Annotated in this window: 20 protein-coding genes; 15 read left to right on the top strand and 5 right to left on the bottom strand. The window is 52.4% G+C overall.

What is annotated here, in order from left to right; translation table 11 throughout:
• Window positions 1-56 precede the first annotated feature (56 nt).
• Window positions 57-1,508, bottom strand: coding sequence for a dihydrolipoyl dehydrogenase family protein (locus P771_RS0100250; RefSeq protein ID WP_028573561.1), 1,452 nt, complete (start codon window positions 1,506-1,508; stop codon window positions 57-59).
• A 338-nt stretch (window positions 1,509-1,846) separates the two neighbouring features.
• Between P771_RS0100250 and P771_RS15920 the strand changes: the two genes are divergently transcribed.
• The 8 genes from P771_RS15920 to P771_RS0100205 all read left to right on the top strand — a co-directional run bounded on the left by P771_RS15920 (window position 1,847) and on the right by P771_RS0100205 (window position 11,136).
• Window positions 1,847-2,332 carry a peptidylprolyl isomerase gene (locus P771_RS15920; protein ID WP_035243668.1) on the top strand — a complete coding sequence of 162 codons (486 nt, stop codon included), beginning with the start codon at window positions 1,847-1,849 and terminating at the stop codon, window positions 2,330-2,332.
• 177 nt (window positions 2,333-2,509) lie between these two features.
• Window positions 2,510-3,634, top strand: coding sequence for a branched-chain amino acid ABC transporter substrate-binding protein (locus tag P771_RS0100240; protein ID WP_028573560.1), 1,125 nt, complete (start codon window positions 2,510-2,512; stop codon window positions 3,632-3,634).
• 145 nt (window positions 3,635-3,779) lie between these two features.
• Entirely contained in the window at window positions 3,780-4,685 is a 906-nt protein-coding gene (locus P771_RS0100235) for a branched-chain amino acid ABC transporter permease (RefSeq protein WP_028573559.1), read from the top strand.
• A gap of 28 nt (window positions 4,686-4,713) precedes the next feature.
• Window positions 4,714-5,676: a branched-chain amino acid ABC transporter permease gene (locus P771_RS0100230; protein WP_028573558.1), complete on the top strand. Its 963-nt coding sequence runs from the start codon at window positions 4,714-4,716 to the stop codon at window positions 5,674-5,676.
• The gene (locus tag P771_RS0100225; RefSeq protein ID WP_028573557.1) at window positions 5,673-6,443 is read left to right on the top strand and encodes an ABC transporter ATP-binding protein; all 771 of its coding nucleotides are present in this window, start codon (window positions 5,673-5,675) and stop codon (window positions 6,441-6,443) included. The genes P771_RS0100230 and P771_RS0100225 overlap by 4 nt, the downstream gene beginning before the upstream one ends.
• A 2-nt stretch (window positions 6,444-6,445) precedes the next feature.
• Window positions 6,446-7,153 (top strand): ABC transporter ATP-binding protein, encoded by a 708-nt coding sequence (locus P771_RS0100220; protein ID WP_028573556.1) that lies wholly within the window; start codon window positions 6,446-6,448, stop codon window positions 7,151-7,153.
• 113 nt (window positions 7,154-7,266) lie between these two features.
• Window positions 7,267-8,055 carry a MogA/MoaB family molybdenum cofactor biosynthesis protein gene (locus tag P771_RS19070; protein WP_244147265.1) on the top strand — a complete coding sequence of 263 codons (789 nt, stop codon included), beginning with the start codon at window positions 7,267-7,269 and terminating at the stop codon, window positions 8,053-8,055.
• Window positions 8,056-11,136 carry a UvrD-helicase domain-containing protein gene (locus P771_RS0100205; protein ID WP_028573555.1) on the top strand — a complete coding sequence of 1,027 codons (3,081 nt, stop codon included), beginning with the start codon at window positions 8,056-8,058 and terminating at the stop codon, window positions 11,134-11,136.
• A gap of 118 nt (window positions 11,137-11,254) precedes the next feature.
• Here P771_RS0100205 and P771_RS18990 read toward each other — a convergent pair whose 3' ends face one another.
• The gene (locus P771_RS18990) at window positions 11,255-11,401 is read right to left on the bottom strand and encodes a hypothetical protein (protein ID WP_162832162.1); all 147 of its coding nucleotides are present in this window, start codon (window positions 11,399-11,401) and stop codon (window positions 11,255-11,257) included.
• Window positions 11,402-11,714: 313 nt separating this feature from the next.
• Here P771_RS18990 and cbiR point away from each other — a divergent pair, with 313 nt between their 5' ends.
• The 6 genes from cbiR (at window position 11,715) to P771_RS15900 (ending at window position 18,295) form a co-directional block, all read left to right on the top strand.
• Window positions 11,715-12,452 carry a cobamide remodeling phosphodiesterase CbiR gene (gene cbiR / locus P771_RS15910; protein WP_051617012.1) on the top strand — a complete coding sequence of 246 codons (738 nt, stop codon included), beginning with the start codon at window positions 11,715-11,717 and terminating at the stop codon, window positions 12,450-12,452.
• The gene (locus tag P771_RS0100185; RefSeq protein WP_028573552.1) at window positions 12,445-12,948 is read left to right on the top strand and encodes a bifunctional adenosylcobinamide kinase/adenosylcobinamide-phosphate guanylyltransferase; all 504 of its coding nucleotides are present in this window, start codon (window positions 12,445-12,447) and stop codon (window positions 12,946-12,948) included. The genes cbiR and P771_RS0100185 overlap by 8 nt, the downstream gene beginning before the upstream one ends.
• Before the next feature lie 6 nt (window positions 12,949-12,954).
• Window positions 12,955-14,019 (top strand): DHH family phosphoesterase, encoded by a 1,065-nt coding sequence (locus P771_RS15905; RefSeq protein WP_051617011.1) that lies wholly within the window; start codon window positions 12,955-12,957, stop codon window positions 14,017-14,019.
• Window positions 13,994-16,546 (top strand): DNA polymerase I, encoded by a 2,553-nt coding sequence (gene polA, locus P771_RS0100175; RefSeq protein ID WP_028573551.1) that lies wholly within the window; start codon window positions 13,994-13,996, stop codon window positions 16,544-16,546. Before P771_RS15905 ends, polA begins: the two co-directional genes overlap by 26 nt.
• A 59-nt stretch (window positions 16,547-16,605) precedes the next feature.
• Window positions 16,606-17,754, top strand: a complete 1,149-nt coding sequence (locus P771_RS0100170; protein WP_035243665.1) for a pyridoxal-phosphate-dependent aminotransferase family protein — start codon at window positions 16,606-16,608, stop codon at window positions 17,752-17,754.
• Window positions 17,755-17,878: 124 nt separating this feature from the next.
• Window positions 17,879-18,295, top strand: coding sequence for a DUF1844 domain-containing protein (locus P771_RS15900; protein ID WP_028573549.1), 417 nt, complete (start codon window positions 17,879-17,881; stop codon window positions 18,293-18,295).
• Window positions 18,296-18,414: 119 nt separating this feature from the next.
• Here P771_RS15900 and P771_RS0100160 read toward each other — a convergent pair whose 3' ends face one another.
• From P771_RS0100160 to P771_RS0100145, 3 genes are all read right to left on the bottom strand, one after another.
• Window positions 18,415-18,690, bottom strand: a complete 276-nt coding sequence (locus P771_RS0100160) for a hypothetical protein (protein ID WP_028573548.1) — start codon at window positions 18,688-18,690, stop codon at window positions 18,415-18,417.
• Between the two features lie 111 nt (window positions 18,691-18,801).
• Window positions 18,802-20,673 carry a sensor histidine kinase gene (locus P771_RS0100150; RefSeq protein WP_028573547.1) on the bottom strand — a complete coding sequence of 624 codons (1,872 nt, stop codon included), beginning with the start codon at window positions 20,671-20,673 and terminating at the stop codon, window positions 18,802-18,804.
• Between the two features lie 2 nt (window positions 20,674-20,675).
• Window positions 20,676-22,199: an ATP-binding protein gene (locus tag P771_RS0100145; RefSeq protein ID WP_028573546.1), complete on the bottom strand. Its 1,524-nt coding sequence runs from the start codon at window positions 22,197-22,199 to the stop codon at window positions 20,676-20,678.
• Between the two features lie 307 nt (window positions 22,200-22,506).
• On the opposite strand from P771_RS0100145, the gene argC reads away from it, so the two are divergent.
• A complete protein-coding gene (gene argC, locus P771_RS0100135) occupies window positions 22,507-23,562 on the top strand; it encodes an N-acetyl-gamma-glutamyl-phosphate reductase (RefSeq protein WP_028573544.1) in 1,056 nt (351 codons plus the stop codon).
• Window positions 23,563-23,595 lie beyond the last annotated feature (33 nt).

Here is a 23,595-nt window from a genome sequence, read left to right as displayed (position 1 = left end):
ATTTTATCCTTTGGTGCACTGTCTGGACACTAAGGGTTGATCCTTTGCAGGTCTGTTCAGCTGCAGGACCGGCCCTTAAGGCTGAAAAAGAATTTGAGTCCTTTTTGGATCTTTTTGGAAAAGATCTTTGGAGCCAGGTATGATCCAGCCACCCGTTTGCTGATCTCGCCAAGGGTAGGATACGGATGAACAGCCGAGGCCAGGGTGGTAAGCTTTATTTTGCCGCTTAAGGCCGCCACCCATTCATTGATGAGTTCACCTGCACTTGGCCCCAGGATCTGGACCCCGATTACTTTTTCCCGGTTATTCAGGATCATTTTGATCTTACCATTAGTGTTGCCCATGGTCAGGCTGCGGTCATTGCCGGAAAATTCCTCGGTCCAGACTGTATGATCAATGCCGGCCAGGGCCGCCCTTTTTTCGTTAAGGCCCACGCTGGCCAGTTCCGGATCCGTATAAGTGCACCAGGGCATAATGGTGTAGTCTGCTTTTCTGGGCAGACGAAAAATCGCATTAGCCAGAACAATTCCGCTTTCATATCCGGCCGTGTGGGTGAACTGATAATCACCGGTTATGTCCCCGGCAGCAAAGATATGTTTCTGAGAAGTCCTGAGCCTGGCATCCACCTGAATTCCCCTGGGACCGAATTTGACCCCGGCATTTTCCAGGTCAAGCCCCTCTGTATTGGGAGTCCTGCCCAGGGCAACAAGGATTGTTTCAGCAGTGACTCTTTTTTCATCTCCATTTGCCTGTTTAAAAAGGATTTCCTTTTGCCGGCCATGGTCTCTGACTCCTGCAGCTGATGCCCCAAGATAGAAATCGACTCCTTCTGCCTGAAGGATCTGAAGCAGCTGGTCAGCCATGTCCCGGTCTTCTCTAGTCAGGATCTGCGGGCTTCTCTGAATAACCGATACTTTTACCCCCAGCCTGTTCATGGCCTGGGCCATTTCCACGGCAATGGGTCCACCGCCCAGGACGATCATGGACTCCGGAAGGCGGTCCAGATAAAATAGTTCCTTGTTGGTGATATAGGATGTCCTGTTCAGGCCGGGTATGGGGGGAACAGCCGGGGAAGAGCCCGTGGCTATGAGCCATTTTGCAGCGGACAGTTTTCTGCTCTCCAGCTGGATGCTGTGTTCGTCCACAAATCTGGCCCGGCCGAACCTGACCTCAGCGCCCAGCCGGCAGAACCGCTCTTCTGAATCATGCTTCTGGATTACGGAAATGACATCTATTATCCTCTGTCTGATCCGGGCATAATCCACCGGGCCGGGATCCACCCTGGGCAAGCCATACCTCTGCGAATCTTTTATGGTATGCAGGGCCTTGGCCGAATGAATCAGGGCCTTGCTGGGAACGCAGCCGTAATGCAGACAGTCTCCACCCAGTTTTTCTTCTTTTTCAATGAGCAGGGTCTTGGCACCCAGCCGGGCCGCGCCCGAGGCAGCAGTCAGGCCGGCAGCTCCACCACCGATTATTCCCAGATCATAATCAAACCTGTGACTCATAATGCTTCCTTTTGCCCGGCCGGGCTTTTTTCGGGTTCTGTCTCTGGATCGGGGAGGACAACAGGGCAGTCCTTAGCAGACTGTTGAAATTCTCCCAATTGGCTTGGTCGCTCCAAAAGTTCAAACTCTTACGTATGGATAATTACGCTGCAACCTTGAACTTTTTTGTTTCTTGCCCTTGGAATTTTTGAACAGCCTGTCTGATAATGACTTTTTCAATACACTGTTAGGCCGGACAAATAGCGGATTGCAAAACAGCCGGCATAAAGCTAATATTTTTTGAGCCTGTTGGCCTGGATCTTTAATATAGATCATAAACATTTTACTTGGAGAAAACAATGCAGGTACTAATGCAGACGAATCACGGAGATGTTACTATTGAGCTGGAAGCTGACCGGGCTCCGGTCACGGTTGAGAATTTTTTGAACTATATTGAAAAGGGCTTTTATAATGAGACCATATTTCACCGGGTCATTCCCGGATTCATGATCCAGGGAGGGGGCATGACCGAGGGTATGGCTGAAAAAAAGACTGATCCGCCCATAAAGAACGAGGCCAAAAATGGCCTTTTGAATATGCGCGGCACCCTGGCCATGGCCAGGACCCAGGACAAGGACAGCGCCACCAGCCAGTTTTTCATCAACCTTGCGGACAATCATTTCCTGGACCATGGGGCCAGGGACTTCGGATATGCGGTATTTGCCAGAGTGGTCGAGGGCATGGATGTTGTGGACAAGATGGCCCAGGTCCAGACCGGGAAATGGGGCTTTCATGATGACGTGCCCAAGGAGCCTGTTATCATCAAGAAGATAGAACTGGTCTGACATTCTTTGGCAGGGCAACTTCAGATGTTGATTTATTCTTGATTTGATCCGTTATTTCTATTATCAGATATCAGTTACCATGGAGATTTTATTTACAATTTTGTGATCTGGCCCCATCCCCATGGTCTGGCAACTCAAGGCAGGTAAAACTTTCAACCTTGTTTTAGGAGGCAGTAGATGAAGACACGGATCAAACTCCTGGTTTTATCCCTGGCAATGGCTCTATTCTTTGGCGCAGGTAATGCCTGGGCAGAAATACGCATCGGTCTCATGTGCCCTCTGACCGGTTCCTGGGCCAGTGAAGGTCAGGACATGAGGGATATTGTCCAGCTGCTGGCTGAGGAAGTCAATGCAGCAGGGGGAATCAACGGTCAGCAGGTCAGGATCCTGGTGGAGGATGATGGCGGCGATCCCAGGACCGCTGTTTCTGCAGCCAACAGGCTGGCCACCCGGAACGTTGCAGCTGTAATCGGAACCTATGGATCGTCCATCACCGAGGCAACCCAGAACATCTATGATGATTATGGCATTATTCAGATCGCCAACGGTGCGACCTCCATCCGTCTGACCCAGAAAGGCCTCAAGTATTTTTTCCGCACCTCCCCCAGGGACGACGAACAGGGGCGGGTTGCTGCCGAGACCATTGCGGCCATGGGCTATAATAAAGTGGCCATTCTCCATGACAGCACATCCTATGCCCGGGGCCTGGCCGATGAAACCAGGGGGCTTCTGGAGCAGGACAACAAGGAAATAGTGTTTTTCGACGCCCTGACCCCAGGTGAGCGCGATTACAGTACGATTTTGTCCAGACTGAGAAATGCCGGCCCTGAAGTGGTCTTTTTTACCGGATATTTTCCCGAGGCCGGGCTTCTTCTCAGACAGAAAAATGAAATGAACTGGGATGTTCCCTTTATCGGGGGTGACGCCACCAATAATCCCGATCTGGTGGCCATTGCCGGCCGGGCTGCTGCTGAGGGCTTCTACTTTTTGAGTCCGCCTGTGCCCCAGGATCTGGCTACACCTCAGGCTCAGAATTTTCTGGCTGCATATAACAGCAAGCACGGCTCCAACCCGGGCTCCATCTGGGCGGTTCTGGCCGGGGACGGCTTTCTGGTCCTGGCTGAAGCCATGAAGGCCACAGGCAGCCTGGACAAGGATGAGCTGGCCGCCTACATGCATAATGAGTTGAACATTGAAGGCCTGACCGGAAATATTGCCTTTGACCAGCACGGGGACCGGGTGGGTGAACTGTACCGCCTGTACCGGGTTGACGGTGAAGGCAACTTTGTCATGCAGGACTAACTGACCTGACTTTAAAGGCGCACCGGACTTTTCTGGTGCGCCTTTCATTCCTTTTGCTGCTTATAAGTCCGGCTGCAGCCGGGCACTCACATATGGCCCGCTGATGTTTTGTCCCTTTGCATCATCTAACTCCGGATAAAAAGAAATGGAATTTTTCTTTGAACAGCTCATAAACGGTCTGGCCGTAGGCGGGATCTATGCCCTTATCGCCCTGGGCTACACCATGGTCTATGGTGTAATGAGGCTCATCAACTTTGCCCACGGTGATCTGTTTACCATCGGCTCATACCTGGGGCTGACCATCCTTACCGCGTACACGGTGACAGCCTTTCTCAATCCCTTTTTCGGGATTCTGATCCTGATCATGATGGTCATGGCCCTGGTGGGTATTGTCGGAGTGATTCTGGAAAGAGTGGCTTACCGTCCGGTGAGACAGGCTGACAGGCTTTCCGCAGTGGTTTCCGCCCTTGGAGCATCAATCTTTTTTTCCAATATGGTCATGCTTATCTGGGGTCCCAGGTTCAGGGTCTACCCGGATGATATCCTTCCCAGGATTACCCTGAATATCCTGGGGCTTGACGTACCCCTGCTGCGCATACTTGTCCTGGTGACCTCCATTGTGCTCATGGGCATCCTGTACTTTTTTGTTCAGAAAACCAGAACCGGAACAGCCATCAGAGCGGTGGCCATTGACCATGGGGCTGCCAGGCTGATGGGTATAAACGTCAACCGGATCATCTCCCTGGTCTTTCTTATCGGACCGGCCCTGGGCGGAGCAGCTGGAGTCATGGTCGGCCTGTATTACGGCCAGGTCAACTTTACCATGGGCTGGTCGTACGGACTCAAGGCCTTTATCGCGGCTGTGCTGGGGGGAATCGGCAATATCCCCGGAGCCATGCTGGGCGGTCTCCTGCTGGGGGTCATTGAGGCCATGGGAGCAGCTTTTATTTCCACTGCCTGGAAAGACGGCATCGCCTTCATGGTGCTCATCCTGATCCTCATTTTCCGGCCCACCGGAATTCTGGGGGAACGGGTCGCGGACAAGGTCTGATCTATTAAATCCAAGCAGGAAGCAAAGCATGCTTAAACACAAAAACACCATCCTGGTCCTGGCCTTTTCAGCGGCGATATTTTCCTGTCCGTTTTTCCTCAATGCCTACTGGATTGACGTCATCAACAATATCGGCCTGTACGCCATTCTGGCCCTGAGTCTGAATTTTATTGTGGGCTACACCGGGCTTTTTCACATGGGCCATGCTGCTTTTTTTGCTGTGGGGGCCTACACCACGGCTATTCTGAACACGTCCTACAGTGTCCCCATTCTGCTGCTGCTTCCGGTGAGCGGGGCTGCAGCAGCCCTTTTTGCCTATCTTGTGGCCAGGCCCATAATTCATTTGCGCGGGGATTATCTGCTCATTGTGACCATCGCCATTGTCGAGGTGGTCCGCATTGCGCTGGTGAACAATGTTTTCGGAATTACCGGTGGTTCCAACGGAATCTTCGGCATTTCCAGGCCGGAGTTTTTTGGCTTCACTATCCGCAGGCCTCATGAGTTTTTCTATTATATCTGGGCGTTCCTGGCTCTGAGCGTTTTTCTTTTTCACCAACTGGAAAAATCGCGTTTTGTCCGGGCTTTGAATTACATAAAAAATGACGAAGTTGCTGCAGAAGGCAGCGGAGTCGATATTGCCTACTACAAGCTGATCGCCTTTGTCCTGGGCGCATTCTGGGCGGGCATGGTGGGCAATATCTATGCTTCCAAGATGATGCTTATTTCCCCGGAATCCTTTAATTTCTGGGAATCGGTCATTTTGTTTGTCATTGTTATTCTGGGAGGCTCGGGAAGTATTCGAGGAGTTATTCTGGGTGCATTTCTGATAATCGGCCTTCCTGAGATTTTTCGACAGTTTGCCGGGGCCAGGATGCTGGTGTTCGGTGCAGCAATGGTGGCCATGATGGTCTTCAGACCCCAGGGCTTCCTGCCTCCGCTGTCCCGTAAATATCCCCTTCATAAAATAAAACCCGGAGACAAGACCTTATGACGCTGCTGAGCATCAAAAATTTGACCAAGAAGTTCGGCGGACTGATGGCGGTAAATGATGTCGACTTTGAAGTTGAAAAGGGTAAGATCGTAGGCCTTATCGGACCCAACGGCGCAGGCAAGACCACGGTTTTTAATCTCATTACCGGTAACTATGCTCCGGACCAGGGCCAGATTCTCTTTGACGGCCAGAATATTGTCGGACTTAAGACCAACAGAATCGTATCCCTGGGTATTGCCAGAACTTTTCAGACCATTCGCCTGTTCAAGAATCTGTCCGTGCTGGAGAATGTCCTGGCCGGCTGCCACTGCAGGATGCGTTCAGGAGTTCTTTCTGCCATGCTCAGTCTGCCGTCCCAGCGCAGAGAAGAAAAAATGGCCTTGGGCCGGGCTCTGCAGGAACTGGAATTTGTTGGTCTCAGGGAGCACCTTGAGTCCAAGGCCATGAACCTGTCCTACGGCAATCAGAGACTTCTGGAAATAGCCAGAGCTCTGGCCACCAATCCCAAGCTCATTGTCCTGGACGAGCCTGCCGGGGGTATGAATGATTATGAAACCCAGCTGCTGGTAGGGCTGATAGGTAAAATGCAGGACAGGGGTCTGACAGTTCTTTTGATCGAACATGACATGAACCTGGTCATGCGCATCTGTGAAGACATAGTGGTCCTTGAACACGGTGCTAAAATAGCCCAGGGCACCCCCCAGGAAATCACCCAGAATCAGCGGGTCATTGAGGCCTATCTGGGAATAGACGAGGATGAGGATTAACCATGCTCTTAACCGTTAAGGACCTTTATGTGAACTACGGCAATGTGGAAGCATTGCACGGTATAAATCTGGAAGTGGAGGACGGAGAGATTGTCACCATCCTGGGGGCCAACGGGGCTGGCAAGTCCACCACCCTTATGACCATCAGCGGGCTGGTACCTCCGGTAAAAGGGGGTATTTTCCTGAGGGATCTGGAAATCAGCAGGCTCCAGGCCCACGAAGTTGTCAGCCATGGCATAGCCCAGGTGCCGGAGGGCAGGAGGGTCTTCTCCACCTTGACTGTGCAGGAGAATCTTGATCTGGGAGCCTTTACCATTTCCGACAAAGACCTGACCAAAAAGACCCTGAGATGGATCTTTACCCTGTTCCCCAGGCTCGAGGAACGAAAGGAACAGCTGGCAGGTACCCTGTCCGGGGGAGAGCAGCAGATGCTGGCCATTGCCAGGGGACTCATGGCCAATCCCAAGATTCTTCTTTTGGACGAGCCAAGCCTTGGCCTGGCTCCCATCCTGGTCAAGTCCATCTTTGAAACCATAAGGCAGATCAATGAAAGCGGAGTTACCGTGCTTTTGGTGGAGCAAAATGCCAGGGCCGCCCTGAAACTGGCCCACAGGGGATATGTGATGGAAGTGGGCCGGATAGTCCTGGAGGACAGGGCTGACAAGCTGCTGAAAAACCCAGAAGTACGCAAGGCCTACCTGGGCGGATAATGAAGCCCATCAATAGCTCCTTAAACTGGAGCAAAGATGGGCTTCATTGGTGAAATTACAGGCCCGGAACCTGCCCAGGGACTTCTTCAGAATCATATGACCAGGGGGATCAAGTGTCGACCGGAGTAATCAGCATAACAGCCAGGGGATCCTATGTCTGTGACCACGATTACCTGCTGGGTTTTCAAAGGCCCGGGCCAGGTCCTGGAGGCTACTGCCTGGATTACAGCAGAATCAAGGCCTTAAGGGCTGGAACTCTTCTGGTGGCTGACAGGCCCAGATTCCAGGTCCTGGACAAGTTCTGGAGCGCTGATCAGTCGGATTCCGGGGGAATTTTCCTTAAACTCCGGTCTCTGGATGATTTCCTGATTGAAAAAACTATTGATCTGGCCATGATAAAAAAGGCTTTTTCCCTGGCCTGGATAACCCTGAGCGACAAAGGGGCCAGGGGGCAAAGGGAGGATGAAAGCGGTCCTCTGATCCGGGATATGATTGGCTCAAGCTTAGAGCTTGACCTTGCCAGGGGATTCATGATCCCTGATGATGGTGACCTGCTCAGGTCGCTTCTGGTTCACCTGGCCCTTGGAGCCGGTTATGACCTGATCATTACCACAGGCGGCACAGGTCTTGGTCCCAGGGACATCACTCCCCAGGCTACTTTAAAAGTCATGGATCAGCGGCTCCACGGCTTTGAACAGGCCATGACAGCCCATTCCCTGACTATAACCTCCCATGCCGCCATTTCCAGGGCAGTGGCCGGGACTCTGGGGCAAAGCATGATCATCAATCTTCCTGGAAGTCCAAAAGGAGTTCGTGAAAATTTGGCTCCCATTGTTCCTTCTCTGAAACACGCCCTTAAAAAGCTGCAGGGAGACCCGATGGACTGTGCTACAGGATCGTAAATGGATATATTTCTTGCAGATTTGCATGTTCACTCCCGTTATTCAAGGGCCACCAGCAAGAGCCTGGACCCGGCCGGACTGGCGGCCTGGGCTCAGGTCAAAGGTATCAGCGTGGTTGGGACCGGTGACTTCACCCACCCGGGATGGCTTCAGATGCTGGAGGAGCATCTGTATCAGGACTCTGACGGCCTGCTTCATCTGAAGGGTGAACCTGATCTCAGTTCCATGGTGCCGGGCTATGAAGGCCAGCTCAAGCCCAGGACCAGATTTATTCTATCAGCTGAGATAAGTTCCATCTACAAAAGGGGGGGCAGGGTCAGAAAGATCCATAACCTCGTGTTCATGCCGGGCTTTGAAGAGGTTCTGAAATTCAATGAAAAGCTGGCCAGGGTAGGCAATCTGGAGTCTGACGGGCGCCCCATTCTTGGCCTTGACTCCAGAAACCTTCTGGAGATGGTTCTGGAAACCCACCCCATGGCCTATGTGATCCCCGCCCATATCTGGACTCCCTGGTTTTCCCTGTTCGGGTCCAAGTCCGGATTTGACAGTATTGAAGAGTGTTTTGGTGATCTGGCACCGCATATCTTTGCCCTGGAAACCGGGCTTTCCTCTGATCCGGAAATGAACTGGATGTGGAGCAGACTGGACAGGTTTTCCCTGGTATCCAATTCAGACGCCCATTCAGCTGAAAACCTTGGCAGGGAAGTGAACATATTTCAGGGTGGAGTGAGCTTTGAGGGCATCTACCGGGCTTTGCGCAGGGAAGGCCTGAGCCACAGGTTCCTGGGCACCCTGGAGTTTTATCCTGAGGAAGGAAAGTATCACCTGGACGGACACCGGAAATGCGGGGTGGTCATGGACCCCAGGCAGACCCTGGCCAGCAAGGGCCTGTGTCCGGTCTGCGGCAAGGAGGTGACTGTAGGCGTTTTGAACAGGGTCTTATCCCTGGCCGACCGTGAAGCTCCGCAGAAACCCGCATTTCAGCCTGACTTCTTTTCAGTCATCCCTCTGAAGGAACTTATATCCGAATTCCTGGGGGTTGGCCCTAAAACCAAAAAGGTCCAGGCCTTCTACAATCAGACGATCAAAAAGTTCGGATCTGAAATGAACATCCTGAGGCACGTTCCATCGGAAGACATCAGCAGACACTCCTCTGTCCTGGCTGAGGCTCTAAGAAGGATGCGGTCCGGGGAAGTGGTCCGGGAGCCGGGCTTTGACGGTCAATTTGGCAGGATAAGGGTGTTTTCTCCCAGGGAAAGAGACGAGTTTAAAAAAGGGAAAAGGCTGGCCGGCTATGTGCCCCAGGGGGATGATGGCCGATATGAACCTGGAGAACCGGTCCAGTTTGCAGGAGTTGTCCCTGTTAAACAAAACCAGGAGATCAGCCTCAATCCTGAACAGATCAAGGCGGTCCGGCATGTCCATGGCCCAGTCCTGGTCCTGGCCGGACCAGGTACCGGCAAGACCCAGACTCTGATGGCCAAGGTCAGTGAACTTCTTGAATCAGGCATCAATCCCAGGCATATCCTGATCCTGACCTTTACCCGCAAGGCTGCAGGAGAACTGAAGGAACGACTGGCCGCTCTGCATGGCCCAGACCAGGCTTTGCCCCGGGCTGAAACCATTCATGCCATGGCTTTTGAATACTGGCAAAATATTTACGGCGAACAACCCCTGATCCTGGGAGAAGAGGAATCAGCCAGGGTCTTTTCCATGGCCAATCCCGGACTGAAAGGCACAGCCCTGAAGGATGCCTGGAGGGAACTGTCTCTGGCCAGGGAAATGCGGACCAAGCTTTCAGAAGCAGGGAGTAGCTACGCCCGGCAGAAACAGGACTGGAACCTGGTTGACTACAACGACCTCCTGGAATTCTGGCTTGAAGAGATCAAAAGTGGAAAGTTTGTGCGGCCCTTTACTCATGTTCTGGTGGATGAAGTTCAGGACCTGTCCAGGCTGCAGCTGTCCCTGATCAGGGAGCTGGTTCCCCGGAGCGGGGAAGGCTTTTTCGGCATCGGCGATCCCAGGCAGTCTATCTACGGATTCAGGGGAGCCCTCCAAGATGTCCGGAAAGAAATGTCAAAATTCTGGCCGGAACTGGAGGTACTGGTCCTGTCCAGGAACTATCGCTCAGCCCAGTCCATCCTTGATTTTGCCGGGACCCTGTTTCCGGGTGATCCAGGGCTCAAGGCTCAGAAAGACATTCCTGGCGAGATACGTCTTTTCCAGGCCGTGCACTCATCGCAGGAAGCCAACTGGATGGGACAGAAAATAAAGGGTCTTCTGGGCGGCACGTCCCACTGGCAGAGCGATGCAGACCCGGACCGCTCCGTCCTGGCCCCGTCGGACATCGCTGTCCTGGTCAGGTTCAAAGGGCTGATCCCCCCCCTGGAAAAGGAACTCCAGAGGCTCGGTGTTCCGGTCAGTATTCCGGAGGATCTGCCTTATTTTAAGGATCCCAGGATTGAACTGATTCTCAAGGCCGCAGGCCGGGTCCTGGGAACTGGAGGGGATAAAGAGGCCTTTGACTGCCCGGAAAAAATTCTGGCTGGAGGACCAAAAGCCCTTTCCTCGTATCTGGATGATATGCCGCCCTTTGACCGGATGTTCTGGCAAAGCAGGGCCTTTAAAACCCTGGTTCAGGAGTACGCCAGACATGGAGGATGGACCGGACTCATCAACCAGGTCAGGCTGGAGAGTGAACTGGCCCAGGTGGAGGCCGTATCCCAGAAGGTGGTGATCATGACCATGCATGCTGCCAAGGGCCTGGAGTTTGAAGCTGTGTTTCTTCCCTGTCTGGAGGATGGGATCATCCCTTTTGCCGGAATTGATGTTTTGCTGGGAAAGATGGATTCTGAAAAGAAAAGGTGGGACACGGAAGAGGAAAAAAGGCTTTTATACGTTTCCCTGACCAGGGCAAAGCAGCGTCTTTATCTTAGCCTTTCCGGTTCAAGAAGAATATTCGGCCGCCAGGTCAACCTCAAGAAATCAAGATTTCTGGCAGAGTTGCCCCAGGAGGCTGTGCGTACAAGCCGGGGAAAGATTTTAAGGAAAAAAAAGGAAAAGGCCCTGAAGTTAAAGTGAGTCCGGCTATTTTGGGGGAAGAAAGCTGAATTTCAGGATTGAAATACAAATTTCCCGGTCAGGTGTGCAGCTGGATGGAATGAATATGCAGAACAGTTCAACTTGATAAAAGGCGAGATTATTTCAGGATCAGATTATAGACAAATTTTTCATAGAGGGTACACATCCTCTGGGCCATGACCGGCTTCAAGCCTGCCCCCCGCAGACGACAATAGACATGAAGCGGGTTCAGGTGGTGCTGGAAAAAACATTTTACTTTTTGCATAGTACTTAAATCTGCAATATGCATGCCTTGAGGATTTCAAGGGTACATAGCCCTGGATCGGAAAAAAAGCAAACATAAATTCTTGTAATCTTCAAGACCAGGATCTGCCAAGAAGCTGAAAAAATGTCCGGTTTTCTTGAAACTTCCAGGGTCTGGTCATGAGCAGCTGATGATTTCTTCAGCAAGGCTGAAAATTCAGAATCAAGCAAGTCTGCCCCGTCTTTGATGTTCCATGCCTCCCTGCTGTTTCAGCCGGCCAGAAGAATGAAAAAAATGATTTGAAACAACCTGCTGATAAAGATAGGTGAGATGTATGAGCAGAAAAAAGTTTATTCTTGGCGGGACCTCCTATGTGGTTCCGGGTGGAATTCCTGAAAACGTCCAGGTCCTGAAGGAGCTGGTAAGTGAAGTGGGGCTGCTTTTTTTTGATTCCAAAGCCAGCCTCGGCTATGATCAGACAGATCTGCCCTTGGTTCTCGGGGAGATGGGGCTCAGCTATCACGTTCACCTGCCCCTTGATTTGAAATGGGAAAAAGGTGTTCCAGAGGTTTTCAACGTGGTTTCAGCACTGGTTGAAAAAGCAGCTTTTCTGGGACCGGATAAATTTGTGCTGCACCCGCCGGCCAGGGCTGAACAGCTGGAGGAACTGGCTGTTCTCTGGCAAGGTAGCGGTCTAAACCCCCGGAGTCTACTGGTGGAGAACATCAATGGCCGGGACTTTTCCAATCTCTGGGAGGTGATTGGATCTAAGGGACTGGGGATCTGCCTGGATATCGGCCATATTCTGGCCTATGACCAGGAGCACATCCTGGAAAAGGATCTGGTCTGGGAAAGAACTTCCCTGGTCCATGTCTATGGCCGGGAAGATCATGCCGGGCATGCTCCCCTGCCTGTGATCAGCGAGACTGGAAAAAGAACATTGCAACTCATTCTGTCGCAGGTTAGGGAAGGTACTTCGGTCCTTCTGGAGGTGTTCAGTCTGGAAGAATTGCTTGACTCCAAAGAGTTTTTGATTCAAATGGCTGATCCTTGGGGGATGGACTTTGTTTAGCCTGATTCTTGGAGGATCAAGGTCGGGCAAGAGTGAAGCAGGACTGCGCCTTCTGGAAAAGGAGCCGGGATCACTTGCCCTGGTGGTTACTGGGAAAGCCCGGGATCTGGAGTTTAACCGGCAGATCTTAGAGCATAAGCTTGCCAGAAATCCGGATATTCCGGTTCTGGAGGTGGATCACGGCCTGGGTGAATGCCTCAAGAACCTTGGCGCCAGGGTGGATGCGGTTCTGGTGGACAGTATTGATTTCTGGGTGTTCAATGTCTTTTCCAGGGAACACCCGGAGACGTATGTACATGATTTTTTCAATGTTTTAACTATGCTGCAGGAAAAGAGACTCATATTTGTATCGGCTGAAGTTGGACTGGGCCCTGTTCCGGCATCCGGCTATGTCCGCCGTTTTTCAAGATTTCTGGGCCAGGTGAATCAGAGACTGGCCGGGATATGCAGCGAGGTGACCCTGGTAGTGGCAGGTCTGCCTGTAAAAATTAAATGAGGAATTATGGCTTATTTTCGTAATCTCGGCAGCCGGCTCAAGGAGATGCTTGAGCTTTTCAAAAAGGACCAACGTCTGCTGATCCTTATCAATGCCGATCCGGACGCTCTGGCATCAGCCATGGCCTTGAAACGTATCCTGTACCGCAAGGTCCAGACCGTGGCCATTGCCCATGTTAATGATATTTCCAGGCCTGACAATCTGGCCATGATCAAGCTGCTGCGCATCCCTCTCTTCAAGCTGACCCCTCCCCTTGCAGCCCAGTACGACAGGTTCGCCCTGGTGGATTCCCAGCCCCATCATCATCCGGACTTTGAAAAACACCAGTTCTCGGTAATCCTGGACCATCATCCTCTGCCCAAAGACAAGCCAGCCCAGGCCGATTATCTGGAGATCAACCCTGATTACGGGGCCACCAGCTCCCTTCTGACTGAATATCTCTACAACCTGAACATCAGACCGGGCAAGCTTCTGGCCACTGCCCTGGTTTACGGGATCAAGACCGACACCCAGAGTTTCGAGCGCAAGTTCAACGATGTGGATGTCAGGGCCTTCAGGTATCTGACCAAGTTTTATAATCCCCTTCTTTTGCAGAAAATCGTCCGTTCTGAATTCCGCAAGGAGTGGATCAAGTATTTTTCCTTGGCTTTCCGGAAAATAAAGCTTCTGGGTCACGGCTCCAGCATATTCATGGGCAAGGTTGAATCACCGGATATCCTGGTCATCCTGGCTGACTTCTTTTCCCGGGTGCACAATATTTCCTGGGGCATGGTCAGCGGAATCCATGAGGATTCCCTAGTCGTCATCTTCAGGGGAGATGGACTCCGGAAGGACATGGGCAAAATGGCCTCCCAGATGTTCGGGGACCTGGGCCCGGCAGGAGGGCACAAACAGATGGCCAGGGCAGAGATCCCCCTGGACAAGATAGACAGACAGCATGCCCAGCAGTTTATTCTGCAGCGCCTGGCTGAACTCAACGCCAGGAAAAGAACCAGGGGAAAACAGTCCGCCGGTAATGGTTTTCCGATTTCTGGAGACAAGGAAAGTGCTGAAAGAAAAACTCTCCCTTAGCAAGGAACCGGTCTTTCTCATTGATGGAAGCTCTTTTCTGTACCGGGCCTTTTACGCTTTTCCCGACCTCAAGCGATCCGATGGTTTTCCCACCAACGCCATATTCATAGTCCTCAGAATACTGATCAGGCTCCTTCGGGAAGAGAGGCCCAGGTACGGTGCGTTTTTTCTGGATGGCAAGGGTCCGACTTTCAGAAACGAGATCTATGATCAGTACAAAGCCCAGCGCCCCAAGATGCCCGAGGATCTAGCTGTTCAGGTCAAACCCCTGCTGGAGGCTGTCCAGCTTTTGGGCTTCAGAACTTTTGTATCCAACGGGGTGGAGGCTGACGACCTGATAGCTGGTCAGGCTTCGGTTCTCAAAAACAGACATCCAGTGGTCATTGTGGCCTCAGACAAGGATTTGCGCCAGCTTCTGGATGACCGCGTTTTTTTGTGGGATCCAGGAGGAAAAAAGGAAGTCCTGATGACAGTGGAAGACTTTCGCAGGCAGACCGGTCTGGAGCCTTTTCAGTGGCCGGACTTTCAAGCCCTGGTGGGAGACAGTTCCGACAATATCCCCGGTGTCCCGGGCATAGGACCCAAAACCGCTGCCTCCCTGCTGGCGGACCATCCCACCCTGGAGGACCTTAAGCATGGGTTTGACCAGCTTGCAGCCAGGGATCAAAAAAAACTCCAGGATCACCTTGAGGTCATTTTTACCTACAGACAGTTGACCAGGCTCAGGCTTGACTGCCAGAATGATGTCCAGGCCAGCGACCTTGAGATTGAAAAAGCCGACCACCAGAAACTGCTGGAATTTTTGCAGAAATATGAATTCAGGTCTCTGGCCAGAGACCTGGCCGGCTCAGTTCCTAAAAAAGAAAGGCAGCTGTCCTTTATGTCCGGTATGTCCGGCCAGAAAAAGCGTGTTTCCAGACAATCCGGGTTTCCGGACATGGAAAATCTGGACCAAATCGGCCTGTATCCCGTTGACCAGGGCTTTTTACTGGGAGCCGGGGATCAGGAGTGGGAGATTCAGACCGGGCCTGAAAAGATGCGCAAAAGGCTTTCAGGGATAAGGATCTATGTTTTTTCCCTCAAGGATCTGGCCAGGCTGGACAGGGCCTGGATAGATCCTGAAAGTAAAGACTTTTTTGATATCTCCCTGGCGGCCTATCTTTTGAATACTGAGGCCAGGGAATACGATTTTGAACATATTTACCGGGCATACTCTCGAGAGGTTGATGTACCCAGAGAAAACAAGGGCCTGGCCGCCCTTTTGATCGGGACCCTTCTGGATGAACGCCTCAGATCCGCCGGGCTGGACAGACTGATGCAGGACCTTGAAATGCCTCTTATTCCGGTTCTGGTCAGGATGGAATCCAGGGGAATAGGGATTGATCTGGAGGCCTTTGCTGATTTTCTGGGTCAGGTCAGGCAGAGACTGAAAGAGCTGACTAAAGAGATCTTTTCCCTGGCCGGCAAAGAATTTAATATCAGATCCACCCAGCAGACCGCAGAAGTCCTGTTTGATGATCTCAAGCTGAAGACCGGACGCAAGACCCCAGGCGGTGCTTATTCCACTTCCAATACCGTGCTGGAGGCAATGCGCCGGGAACACCCTGTGGTCGGGTTGATTCTGGAATACAGGACCCTGGAAAAACTGAGGTCCACCTACCTCGAACCATTGCCGGGCAAGGTCAAGGCAGACGGACGGCTGCACACCACCTTTAATCAGCTGGCTACGGCAACGGGCAGGTTGTCCAGCAGCAATCCCAATCTGCAGAACATCCCCATCCGGGGGGAGTTCGGGCCAAGGATGCGGGCCTGCTTTGTCCCTTCAGCTGACAGGGTGCTGGTTGCGGCTGATTATTCCCAGATTGAACTGCGCATTCTGGCCCATATGTCAGGGGATCCCAACCTGCTGGATGCCTTTGCCAGGGGGGAAGACATCCACACCCGGACAGCCGGTCTGCTGTTTGACCAGGATATTTCGTCAGTCACCCCGGACCAGCGCAGAAAGGCCAAAACCATTAATTTCGGTCTGCTGTATGGAATGGGGCCCCTGAAGCTCAGCCGTGAGCTGTCCATATCCATGGAAGAAGCCAAGGAGTTCATCCGGATATATTTCAGCAAGCTGGGCAGGGTCAGAGAGTTCTATGACCATATTGAATCTCTAGCAAAGGAAAAGGGATACGTCACCACCATTGCTGGCCGGAGAAGGCTTGTACCGGACATTAATTCCAGGAATGCCAATCTTGCCCAGCAGGCTAGGAGAATGGCCATCAATACAGTGGTCCAGGGTTCTGCTGCAGACATCATCAAAAAGGCCATGCTGGCCGTGGATATGGACCAGGAGCTTGCAGAGCTGGGAGCTGAGCTGATCCTGCAGGTCCATGATGAACTGCTTATTGAAGTGCCAGAAGCCGGAGCAAAGAAGGCAGGGCAGAGGCTGGCCCTGATCATGAGTCAAGTGGAAAAGTTTGACATTCCCCTGGCAGTTGAGTGGGGGGCTGGTGTCAATTGGGCTGAGGCTCACCAATGATTTTGGTCTGCAGAGGCTGAACAGGACAACCCACCATAAAAAATAAAGGAGTCAGAAACTTGGATAAGCTGAGACTTTTAACCCCCGGCCCGACCCCCTTGCCCGAAGATGTCCGTCTGGCCCTGGCCAGGGATATGATTCACCACCGCAAAGCGAATTTCAAGGAGATCATGGACCGGGTGCAGCAGGGACTAAAGTATCTCTTCGGCACCAAAGAGCCTGTTCTGATTCTGACCTCTTCTGGAACCGGGGCCATGAATGCTGCAGTGACCAATCTGTTTATCCCGGGTGAAAAGGTCCTGGTGGTGGAGGCAGGAAAGTTCGGACAGCGATGGTCGGAAATAGCCCAGGCCCATGGACTGGAAGTGGTGGCCCTGCCCATAAAGTGGGGTCAGGCAGTCAAACCCAGGGACGTTGAGAATGCATTGTCAAGGTACCCTGACATCAAGGGGCTGCTGGTCCAGGCTTCTGAGACCTCCACAGGGGTTCTGCACCCAGTCAAAGATCTGGCCGGTCTGTGCAGGTCATCGGACAGACTGCTGGTGGTGGACGGAATATCAGCTGTGGGTATTTCCCCCTGTCCCATGGATGAGTGGGGAATAGACTGCCTTGTCACAGGTTCACAAAAGGGGATAATGCTTCCGCCCGGGCTGGCTTTTATCAGTCTGAGTCAGAAGGCCTGGGAAAAGGCTCAGGCTGCTGGACCTGGAAATTTTTACTTCAACCTGCTCAAGGAAAGAGAAAAATGCCTTGCCGGGCAGACCCTTTTCACTCCGGCCATCAACCTGATTGTGGCCCTGGAAGAGTGTCTGAAATATTTTCAGAAACATGGACTGGACAATATTTTTAAACGGCAGCAGGCCATGACCTCTCTGGTCAGGACCGGAGCCGACAGTTTGGGACTTGAACTGCTGGCCCAAGAAAATTATACTTGGGGCCTGACGTCCATCAAGCTTCCGCCCGGAGTGGACGGAGTAAAGCTGCTGACCAGGGCGGCCAGTGATTATAATGTGATCATGGCCGGAGGACAGGATCATCTCAAGGGCAGAATTGTCCGGATGGGACATATGGGCTATGTGGACTGGTCCGATCTCCTGGCAGGATTATATGCCCTGCGTTCCTGCCTGATCCGCTGCGGGGGTTACTCAGGGGCTGACGATTATCTGGAAAGGGCTATGGCCGCTTATGAGGAAGTCCTTGGGGGCTAAAGATGACCAGAGATTTTTCAGGGTGGACTGACCAGCAGACCAGGCCTTAAGCTGATACTTTTTTTGGTCCGGCCAGCCCGGTTCATTTGGGCAATTGGCTGTAAATTTTCTCAGGAGGTTTAGGATGAGCGATGAAAATGAAAAGATAAAAGTTACTGACCGAAGGATAAAGTTTGACGATGAAGGTCCCGGGACCGGGGAAAAAGCCGCCCCCCAGGAGGGACAGGCCAGAAAGATGGAGCGCAAAAAAGCTGCTGAAGATTACAAAAGGGCTTCAGCCAGAGAGGATACTCCCCTGCCCAGGGTGGATTTTGCCACGTTTGTCCTTTCACTCAGCTCTTCAGTGCTGATGCATCTAGGGGAAATCGCTGATCATGAAACCGGAGAGAACCGGGTCAACCTGCCCATGGCCAAGCACACCATCGATATCCTGGCCATGCTGGAGGAAAAGACCAGGGGTAATCTCAGCCCGGAAGAGGAGAGGATGCTTAAGGATTTTCTTTTCGAGGTCAGGATGAAATACGTCCAGAAAGCCAGTTGACTGTTCCAGTCCCTGATATTCAGGGAGGGCAAAGAGCAGTGCCGCATAAATATTAAGGCCAGTGCCCGGTCCTTTCAGACCGGGCACTGGCCTTTTTTTATGAGTTTTTTCAGGCCGGGCTACATGCCAAGCTGGCAGTCCTTGCCGTCCTCGCAGTAATTGCGGATAAACTGACCCAGCTGGATCCCCAGGTTGAAACACTTGATTCCGGCCAGACACTCTTGCACATCCTTTTCTTCAAGATGGGTGGCCAGTTCATGCTGGTCTTTCTTGAACCTGGCAATCCAGGCGTTTTTGGAATCATCCATTTCCAAATCAAAGCCCAGGCCATATTTTTCTATCTCAGGAAACAGTTTTAGAATCTTTGCTTTCAGATCGTCCCTGGTGATACTCATGATTTCCTCCTTGAAAAAGTTTGCAGATTCATTTCAGGTAAACATAACCATTTCAGTGGGAAAAAACAACCCTTTATAAAAATCAAACCGGTTGGATCCAATTATTCTGATCTAGGCTGGGGTGGACCGCATTTTATCAGTCGAGACCGGCAGGTAAAGGGTAAAGGTGGAACCTGTATTGAGCCTGCTGTCAACCCGGATATCCCCGTTGTGGTCGTGAATGATCCTGTAGATCACAGCCAGGCCCAGGCCGGTTCCCTTGTCCTTGGTGGTGAAGAACGGGCTGAATATTTTCTTGAGCTTGTCCTTTGAAATCCCTACTCCGGTGTCTTCAATGCAGACCAAGACCCTGCTGCGCTCTACAGAGGTGGTGATGGTAATCCAGCCTCCTCCAGGCATTGCCTCCCAGGCATTTTTGAGCAGATTCAGGAAGACCTGTTTCATCTGATGCTGATCAAAGTCCATGGGCGGAACGTCCGGGGACAGATTGAGCCTGCACTCTATTTTCAGACTGTCCAGTTCAGTACTGACCAGCCTGACGGTTTCCCGGATGAGCTGGTTAATGTCTCCGGTTTTTTTCTTGAGCTGCTGGGGCCTGGTAAAGTCCCTGACCTGGTTGAGCATCTTTTCCAGACGCTTGGCCTCGTCGGAAATGATCCTCAGTTTTTCCCGGTTGGGGTCATCCTGAGGCAGGGTGCGCATCACCTGGGCAGCAAAGCCGGACATAAGGATGAGAGGGTTTTTGATCTCATGGGAAAGATGGGCTGCAGCCTCACCTATGGCAGCAAAACGCTCAGACTGGACCAGCTTTTGCTGAGTCTTGACCAGTTCTGCCATGCCCTGCTCGACTTTGTCCTTTTCCCTGCGCAACAGATCCTGAGACTGGAGAAGGTGGCGGGTCTTTTCTTCAACTTTCAGGGCCAGCACACTGCTCCAGCGAAGGGATAACAGGTAAAGGGCCAGCAGGACCGAGGCCACAAAAAAGGAAAAAAGCCCGGCAACCGCCCACTGCCGGATGACAATGGGCTGGATCATTCCGTAAACCTCGCTTTCCGGGGCTGCCAGTCCCACGGACCAGAATAGCTGTTCAGCGTCCCGGGCCGGGGACAGGGGCAGACTGACCGGGCTGAAGGCCAGAAGCTTTTTCATTTCTCTGATCACATCCCAGTGCCATCCGGAAATATACCAGTCGGTTCCCTCCAGGCCTTTGAGCAGCTTTTCCGTGGTCAGGGTGTTGATTCTTTCATAGGATATGTCCGGATTTCTTTCCTGGCGGATGGTTGTTGAATCCTGCCCCTGGAAGTCGCTTTCCACATGGTACAGAAAGTATCCGTTTTCATCCAGGACCCAGGGATAGCCGGTTTTTCCGGATATCACTCCCCGGGCATAGCGTCCGGCAACAGCTGTGGCATCCACTATAAAAAAGCTGATCCTGGCCCCGGGGTGTTCCATCTGTCCGGCATGGACCGGGGCGGTCAGGGCCGGATGCCTGTGAGTGGCAATGACTTTGATAAAGGATTGCTCAAAGGGACCGGAAGCCGGTCTTATGGTCCGGCTGTAGAAAAAAGGATGCAGCCTGTCAGACTCCAGATACTGGTTGAATTCAGCCCAGGGAAAGGTCAGGCCGATCTCTTCCAGGGATTTCAGATCCGGGCTGGAGATGAACGGGGCCTGCGGGTCTGACTGGTGCAGTACCCCCAGGGCCAGGACCTGCCAGTCCTTGAGAATCTGAAAGTGGTGTTCTGATCTTGCCCGGATACCCGGGGTGTCAACATGGGTGGAGTAGGTGGCCAGTGCGGTTTCAAGGAATTCAAAGTGGGACCGGATGTCCTGGGCTATTTTTCTGGCCAGGGTCAGCTGCTGGTTGTTGAACTGGGTCGTGACCATGTCCTGGAGTTCGCGATTGGCCCGGTAGGCCATGAGAAATATGGCTGATGAAACAAGCACCAGCAAAGATACAGCAATGACTGTTTTTCTGGTCATGCTCATGTTCTGCCGCCCTCAACAGCCAGAGACGGGGGCAGATGCAAAGCCACAGTGGTTCCCCTTCCTTCCTGGGTGAAAAGATCGAGCCGGCCTCCCATATCTTCAACTATTTTTTTGGTCATGGCCAGTCCAAGGCCTGCTCCAGCTCCTTTTTTGGTGGAAAAAAAAGGATTGAATATTTTTTCCCGGATATCCTTGGGGATGCCCTGGCCGGTATCCTTGACCCGGACCACGATGAAATTCTGGTCCATGCTGGTGGACATGGTCAGGGTTCCGCCGTCGGGCATGGCCTCTATGGAGTTCTTGATGAGGTTTATGAGGCACTGCTTGATAAGCTCGGGATCTCCCTTGGCCAGGGCCAGATCAGGGGTCAGCTCCATTTCCGTCTTGATGCTCTGTTCTTCACAGCTCATTCTGAAAAGCTGCATAATGTCCATGATAACCTTGTTCACATTGACGTCGAGCTCTTCAGACTGGGTGGGCCTGGAGAAATTGATGATGTTTTTGAGGATATTGTCCAGTCTCTTGGATTCCTGGAGAATGATCTTGATTTTTTCCCGGGATGGTTCGTCCAGTTCCCCTTTTCTGAGGAGGGAATTGGCAAAGCCTCCAATGGCAAACAGGGGATTGCGGATCTCATGGGCGATGTAGGTGGAAAGTTCGCCAACAGCAGCGAGTTTTTCCGACTGCTGAAGTCTTTTCTCCATTTCCGTCCTCAGGGTAATGTCCCTGCGCATCTCCACCACCTTGGTCAGGACTCCCTGCTCGTTAAAGACCGGGTAAGTGTAGATCCGGTAGTAATGAGCCCTTCCATGCTTATCCACCCAGGTCTGCAGGGATTCAGCCGGCTTTTTTTGACTGAGGGTTTTTCGGAAAGGACAGTCCGGAGTGTCCAGGTCGCATCCTGAGGCAGGCATCATGTCTGAAAAGACTTCCCAGCAGAAACTGCCGACTATGTCCGGCTTGGATTTCTCCAGTTTTCTGATAACACTCTGATTGGCATCCAGTACCTTCCCCCTGATGTCCAGGAGCAGGATGTCGTCCTGGATCTGGTCGAATAAAGCTGAAAATATGGCCTGCTGCTGGAAAAGGTTGATCCGGCATTTGTCGCTGACTTCAGCCATGATGAGCATCCCGCAGAGGAAAGTGGCCCCGGTGTGATCAATGATGGAGATACGGGAGGGAAGGCTCTGCCTGAGCTTTTTTATGAGCTGGAGCTGATCGGAAAGCTCTATAACCAGGTTAATTTCCGGGTGTCTGGCCAGCATATCATTATAATCATTGTAGATTCTGGCCCCCATGGACTGGGCCCGTTTAACTTTTTTGGGGTCATCGCTTTTGGCCAGGGCCAGGGCGATCAGGTTCAGTCTGGGAAAAAATTCTTCAAGCTCAGGCTTGCTCACCAGTTCCAGGATGGAGCCAAAACCTACTCCAGTGCCGATTATTCCGATCTGGAAGCCCTTTTCCGCTTCTTCCAGGATGCATATATGGTCCTGATAAAGGCTTTCATCGGGTTGATGCATGGGTCTTCTCCGGGTTGGGGTTGGGACCTGGTGGAGGCTGGAGTTTTTAAAACGCTATTTTCAAGCTTATCTTACTAGGTGAAAATCAGTCAAGAGGATACCCGGGCAGGGAAAGACCGGAAGAACCAGAAGGATGGAAAATGCCTTCAGCTTGATTTTACCGGCAAGGAGCAATACTCTGGACAGCAAGTGCGGTGGAGATTTGCCAGGACCGGTGCCCAGTCCCGGGTCCGGACGCAGCAGTACCGTCCGGCTGTGAGCCTGGCCGGGATTTCAATTCAGGTCTGAATAAAAGGAGTTGAAGATAATGGACAACAGAATAAGAGTAGCTGTGGTAGGGGTGACCGGGTATACGGGCCTGGAGCTGGTCAGGATACTCTCCAGACACCCCGGGTTTGAAATCAGCGCGGTTACCTCCAGATCCAGCGCAGGCATGGCTCTTCAGGATGTCTTTCCCCATTTTCAGGGGACAGCACCTGGGCTGCTGCCTGTGACCATACCTGAGCCCGAGTTGATTGCCAGGGACGCCCAGCTGGTTTTTCTGGCCGTGCCCCATGCCAAGGCCATGGACATGGCTGCCTCTTTGATGGGGCTGGGAGTCAAGGTCGTTGATCTGAGTGCTGATTTCAGGCTTAATGATCCCCTGGTATATTCAGAATGGTACCAGACCGGGCACAGGCACCAGGACCTTCTGAAAAAGGCGGTTTACGGAATTCCTGAGCTGTACAGCCCTCAAATTACCGATGCTGACCTGGTGGCCAACCCCGGCTGTTATCCAACTTCAGTGATCCTTGCCCTTTATCCGGCCCTGAAGGAAGGATTGATCAGCCCTGAAGATTTGATAGTGGACAGCAAATCCGGCACCAGCGGTGCAGGCCGGACAGCCAGGACCAGCACCCTTTTCTGCGAGGTGGCTGACAGTTTTAAAGCCTACAACCTGGGCAGGCACAGACACACCCCTGAGATGGAGCAGGAACTGTCCAGGGCCTGCGGTTCTCAGGTCAGCCTTTTTTTCAGTCCCCATCTGGTGCCCATGAGCAGGGGAATATTAAGCACCTGCTATGCCAGGCTTGAGAAAAAAACCAGTCTGGATGAGATCAGAAGCCTGTACAGGTCTTTTTACCAAAAGCATCCCTGGGTGAGGGTCATGCCGGATGGGGTCCTGCCGGAAACAAGATGGGTCAGGGGAACCATGTTCTGCGATCTGGGAATAGTTGTTGATCAACGGACCGGCCGGCTGGTCACGGTCTCAGCCATAGACAATCTGTGCCGGGGGGCTTCGGGACAGGCCGTGGCCAACGCCAACCTCATGTCCGGGTTTGATCAGGCCTGGGGGCTGGACAGTCAGGCCCTGATGCCCTGACTTTTTCCAGGGGGAGACAGGTCCGGGTTGTTT

Origin of the sequence: Desulfonatronovibrio hydrogenovorans DSM 9292 (genome assembly GCF_000686525.1) — a bacterium.
Classification (GTDB): domain Bacteria; phylum Desulfobacterota; class Desulfovibrionia; order Desulfovibrionales; family Desulfonatronovibrionaceae; genus Desulfonatronovibrio; species Desulfonatronovibrio hydrogenovorans.
Note: the sequence above shows the minus strand (reverse complement) of the source record. Positions and strands in the feature narration are given on the sequence as shown.

Excerpts from the sequence above, each read along its gene's own strand:
- P771_RS0100250 (WP_028573561.1), bottom strand. The coding sequence starts at position 1,508 with ATGAGTCACAGGTTTGATTATGATCTGGGAATAATCGGTGGTGGAGCT.
- P771_RS15920 (WP_035243668.1), top strand. The coding sequence starts at position 1,847 with ATGCAGGTACTAATGCAGACGAATCACGGAGATGTTACTATTGAGCTG.
- P771_RS0100240 (WP_028573560.1), top strand. The coding sequence starts at position 2,510 with ATGAAGACACGGATCAAACTCCTGGTTTTATCCCTGGCAATGGCTCTA.
- P771_RS0100235 (WP_028573559.1), top strand. The coding sequence starts at position 3,780 with ATGGAATTTTTCTTTGAACAGCTCATAAACGGTCTGGCCGTAGGCGGG.
- P771_RS0100230 (WP_028573558.1), top strand. The coding sequence starts at position 4,714 with ATGCTTAAACACAAAAACACCATCCTGGTCCTGGCCTTTTCAGCGGCG.
- P771_RS0100225 (WP_028573557.1), top strand. The coding sequence starts at position 5,673 with ATGACGCTGCTGAGCATCAAAAATTTGACCAAGAAGTTCGGCGGACTG.
- P771_RS0100220 (WP_028573556.1), top strand. The coding sequence starts at position 6,446 with ATGCTCTTAACCGTTAAGGACCTTTATGTGAACTACGGCAATGTGGAA.
- P771_RS0100205 (WP_028573555.1), top strand. The coding sequence starts at position 8,056 with ATGGATATATTTCTTGCAGATTTGCATGTTCACTCCCGTTATTCAAGG.
- P771_RS18990 (WP_162832162.1), bottom strand. The coding sequence starts at position 11,401 with ATGCAAAAAGTAAAATGTTTTTTCCAGCACCACCTGAACCCGCTTCAT.
- cbiR (WP_051617012.1), top strand. The coding sequence starts at position 11,715 with ATGAGCAGAAAAAAGTTTATTCTTGGCGGGACCTCCTATGTGGTTCCG.
- P771_RS15905 (WP_051617011.1), top strand. The coding sequence starts at position 12,955 with ATGGCTTATTTTCGTAATCTCGGCAGCCGGCTCAAGGAGATGCTTGAG.
- P771_RS15900 (WP_028573549.1), top strand. The coding sequence starts at position 17,879 with ATGAGCGATGAAAATGAAAAGATAAAAGTTACTGACCGAAGGATAAAG.
- P771_RS0100160 (WP_028573548.1), bottom strand. The coding sequence starts at position 18,690 with ATGAGTATCACCAGGGACGATCTGAAAGCAAAGATTCTAAAACTGTTT.
- P771_RS0100150 (WP_028573547.1), bottom strand. The coding sequence starts at position 20,673 with ATGACCAGAAAAACAGTCATTGCTGTATCTTTGCTGGTGCTTGTTTCA.
- P771_RS0100145 (WP_028573546.1), bottom strand. The coding sequence starts at position 22,199 with ATGCATCAACCCGATGAAAGCCTTTATCAGGACCATATATGCATCCTG.
- argC (WP_028573544.1), top strand. The coding sequence starts at position 22,507 with ATGGACAACAGAATAAGAGTAGCTGTGGTAGGGGTGACCGGGTATACG.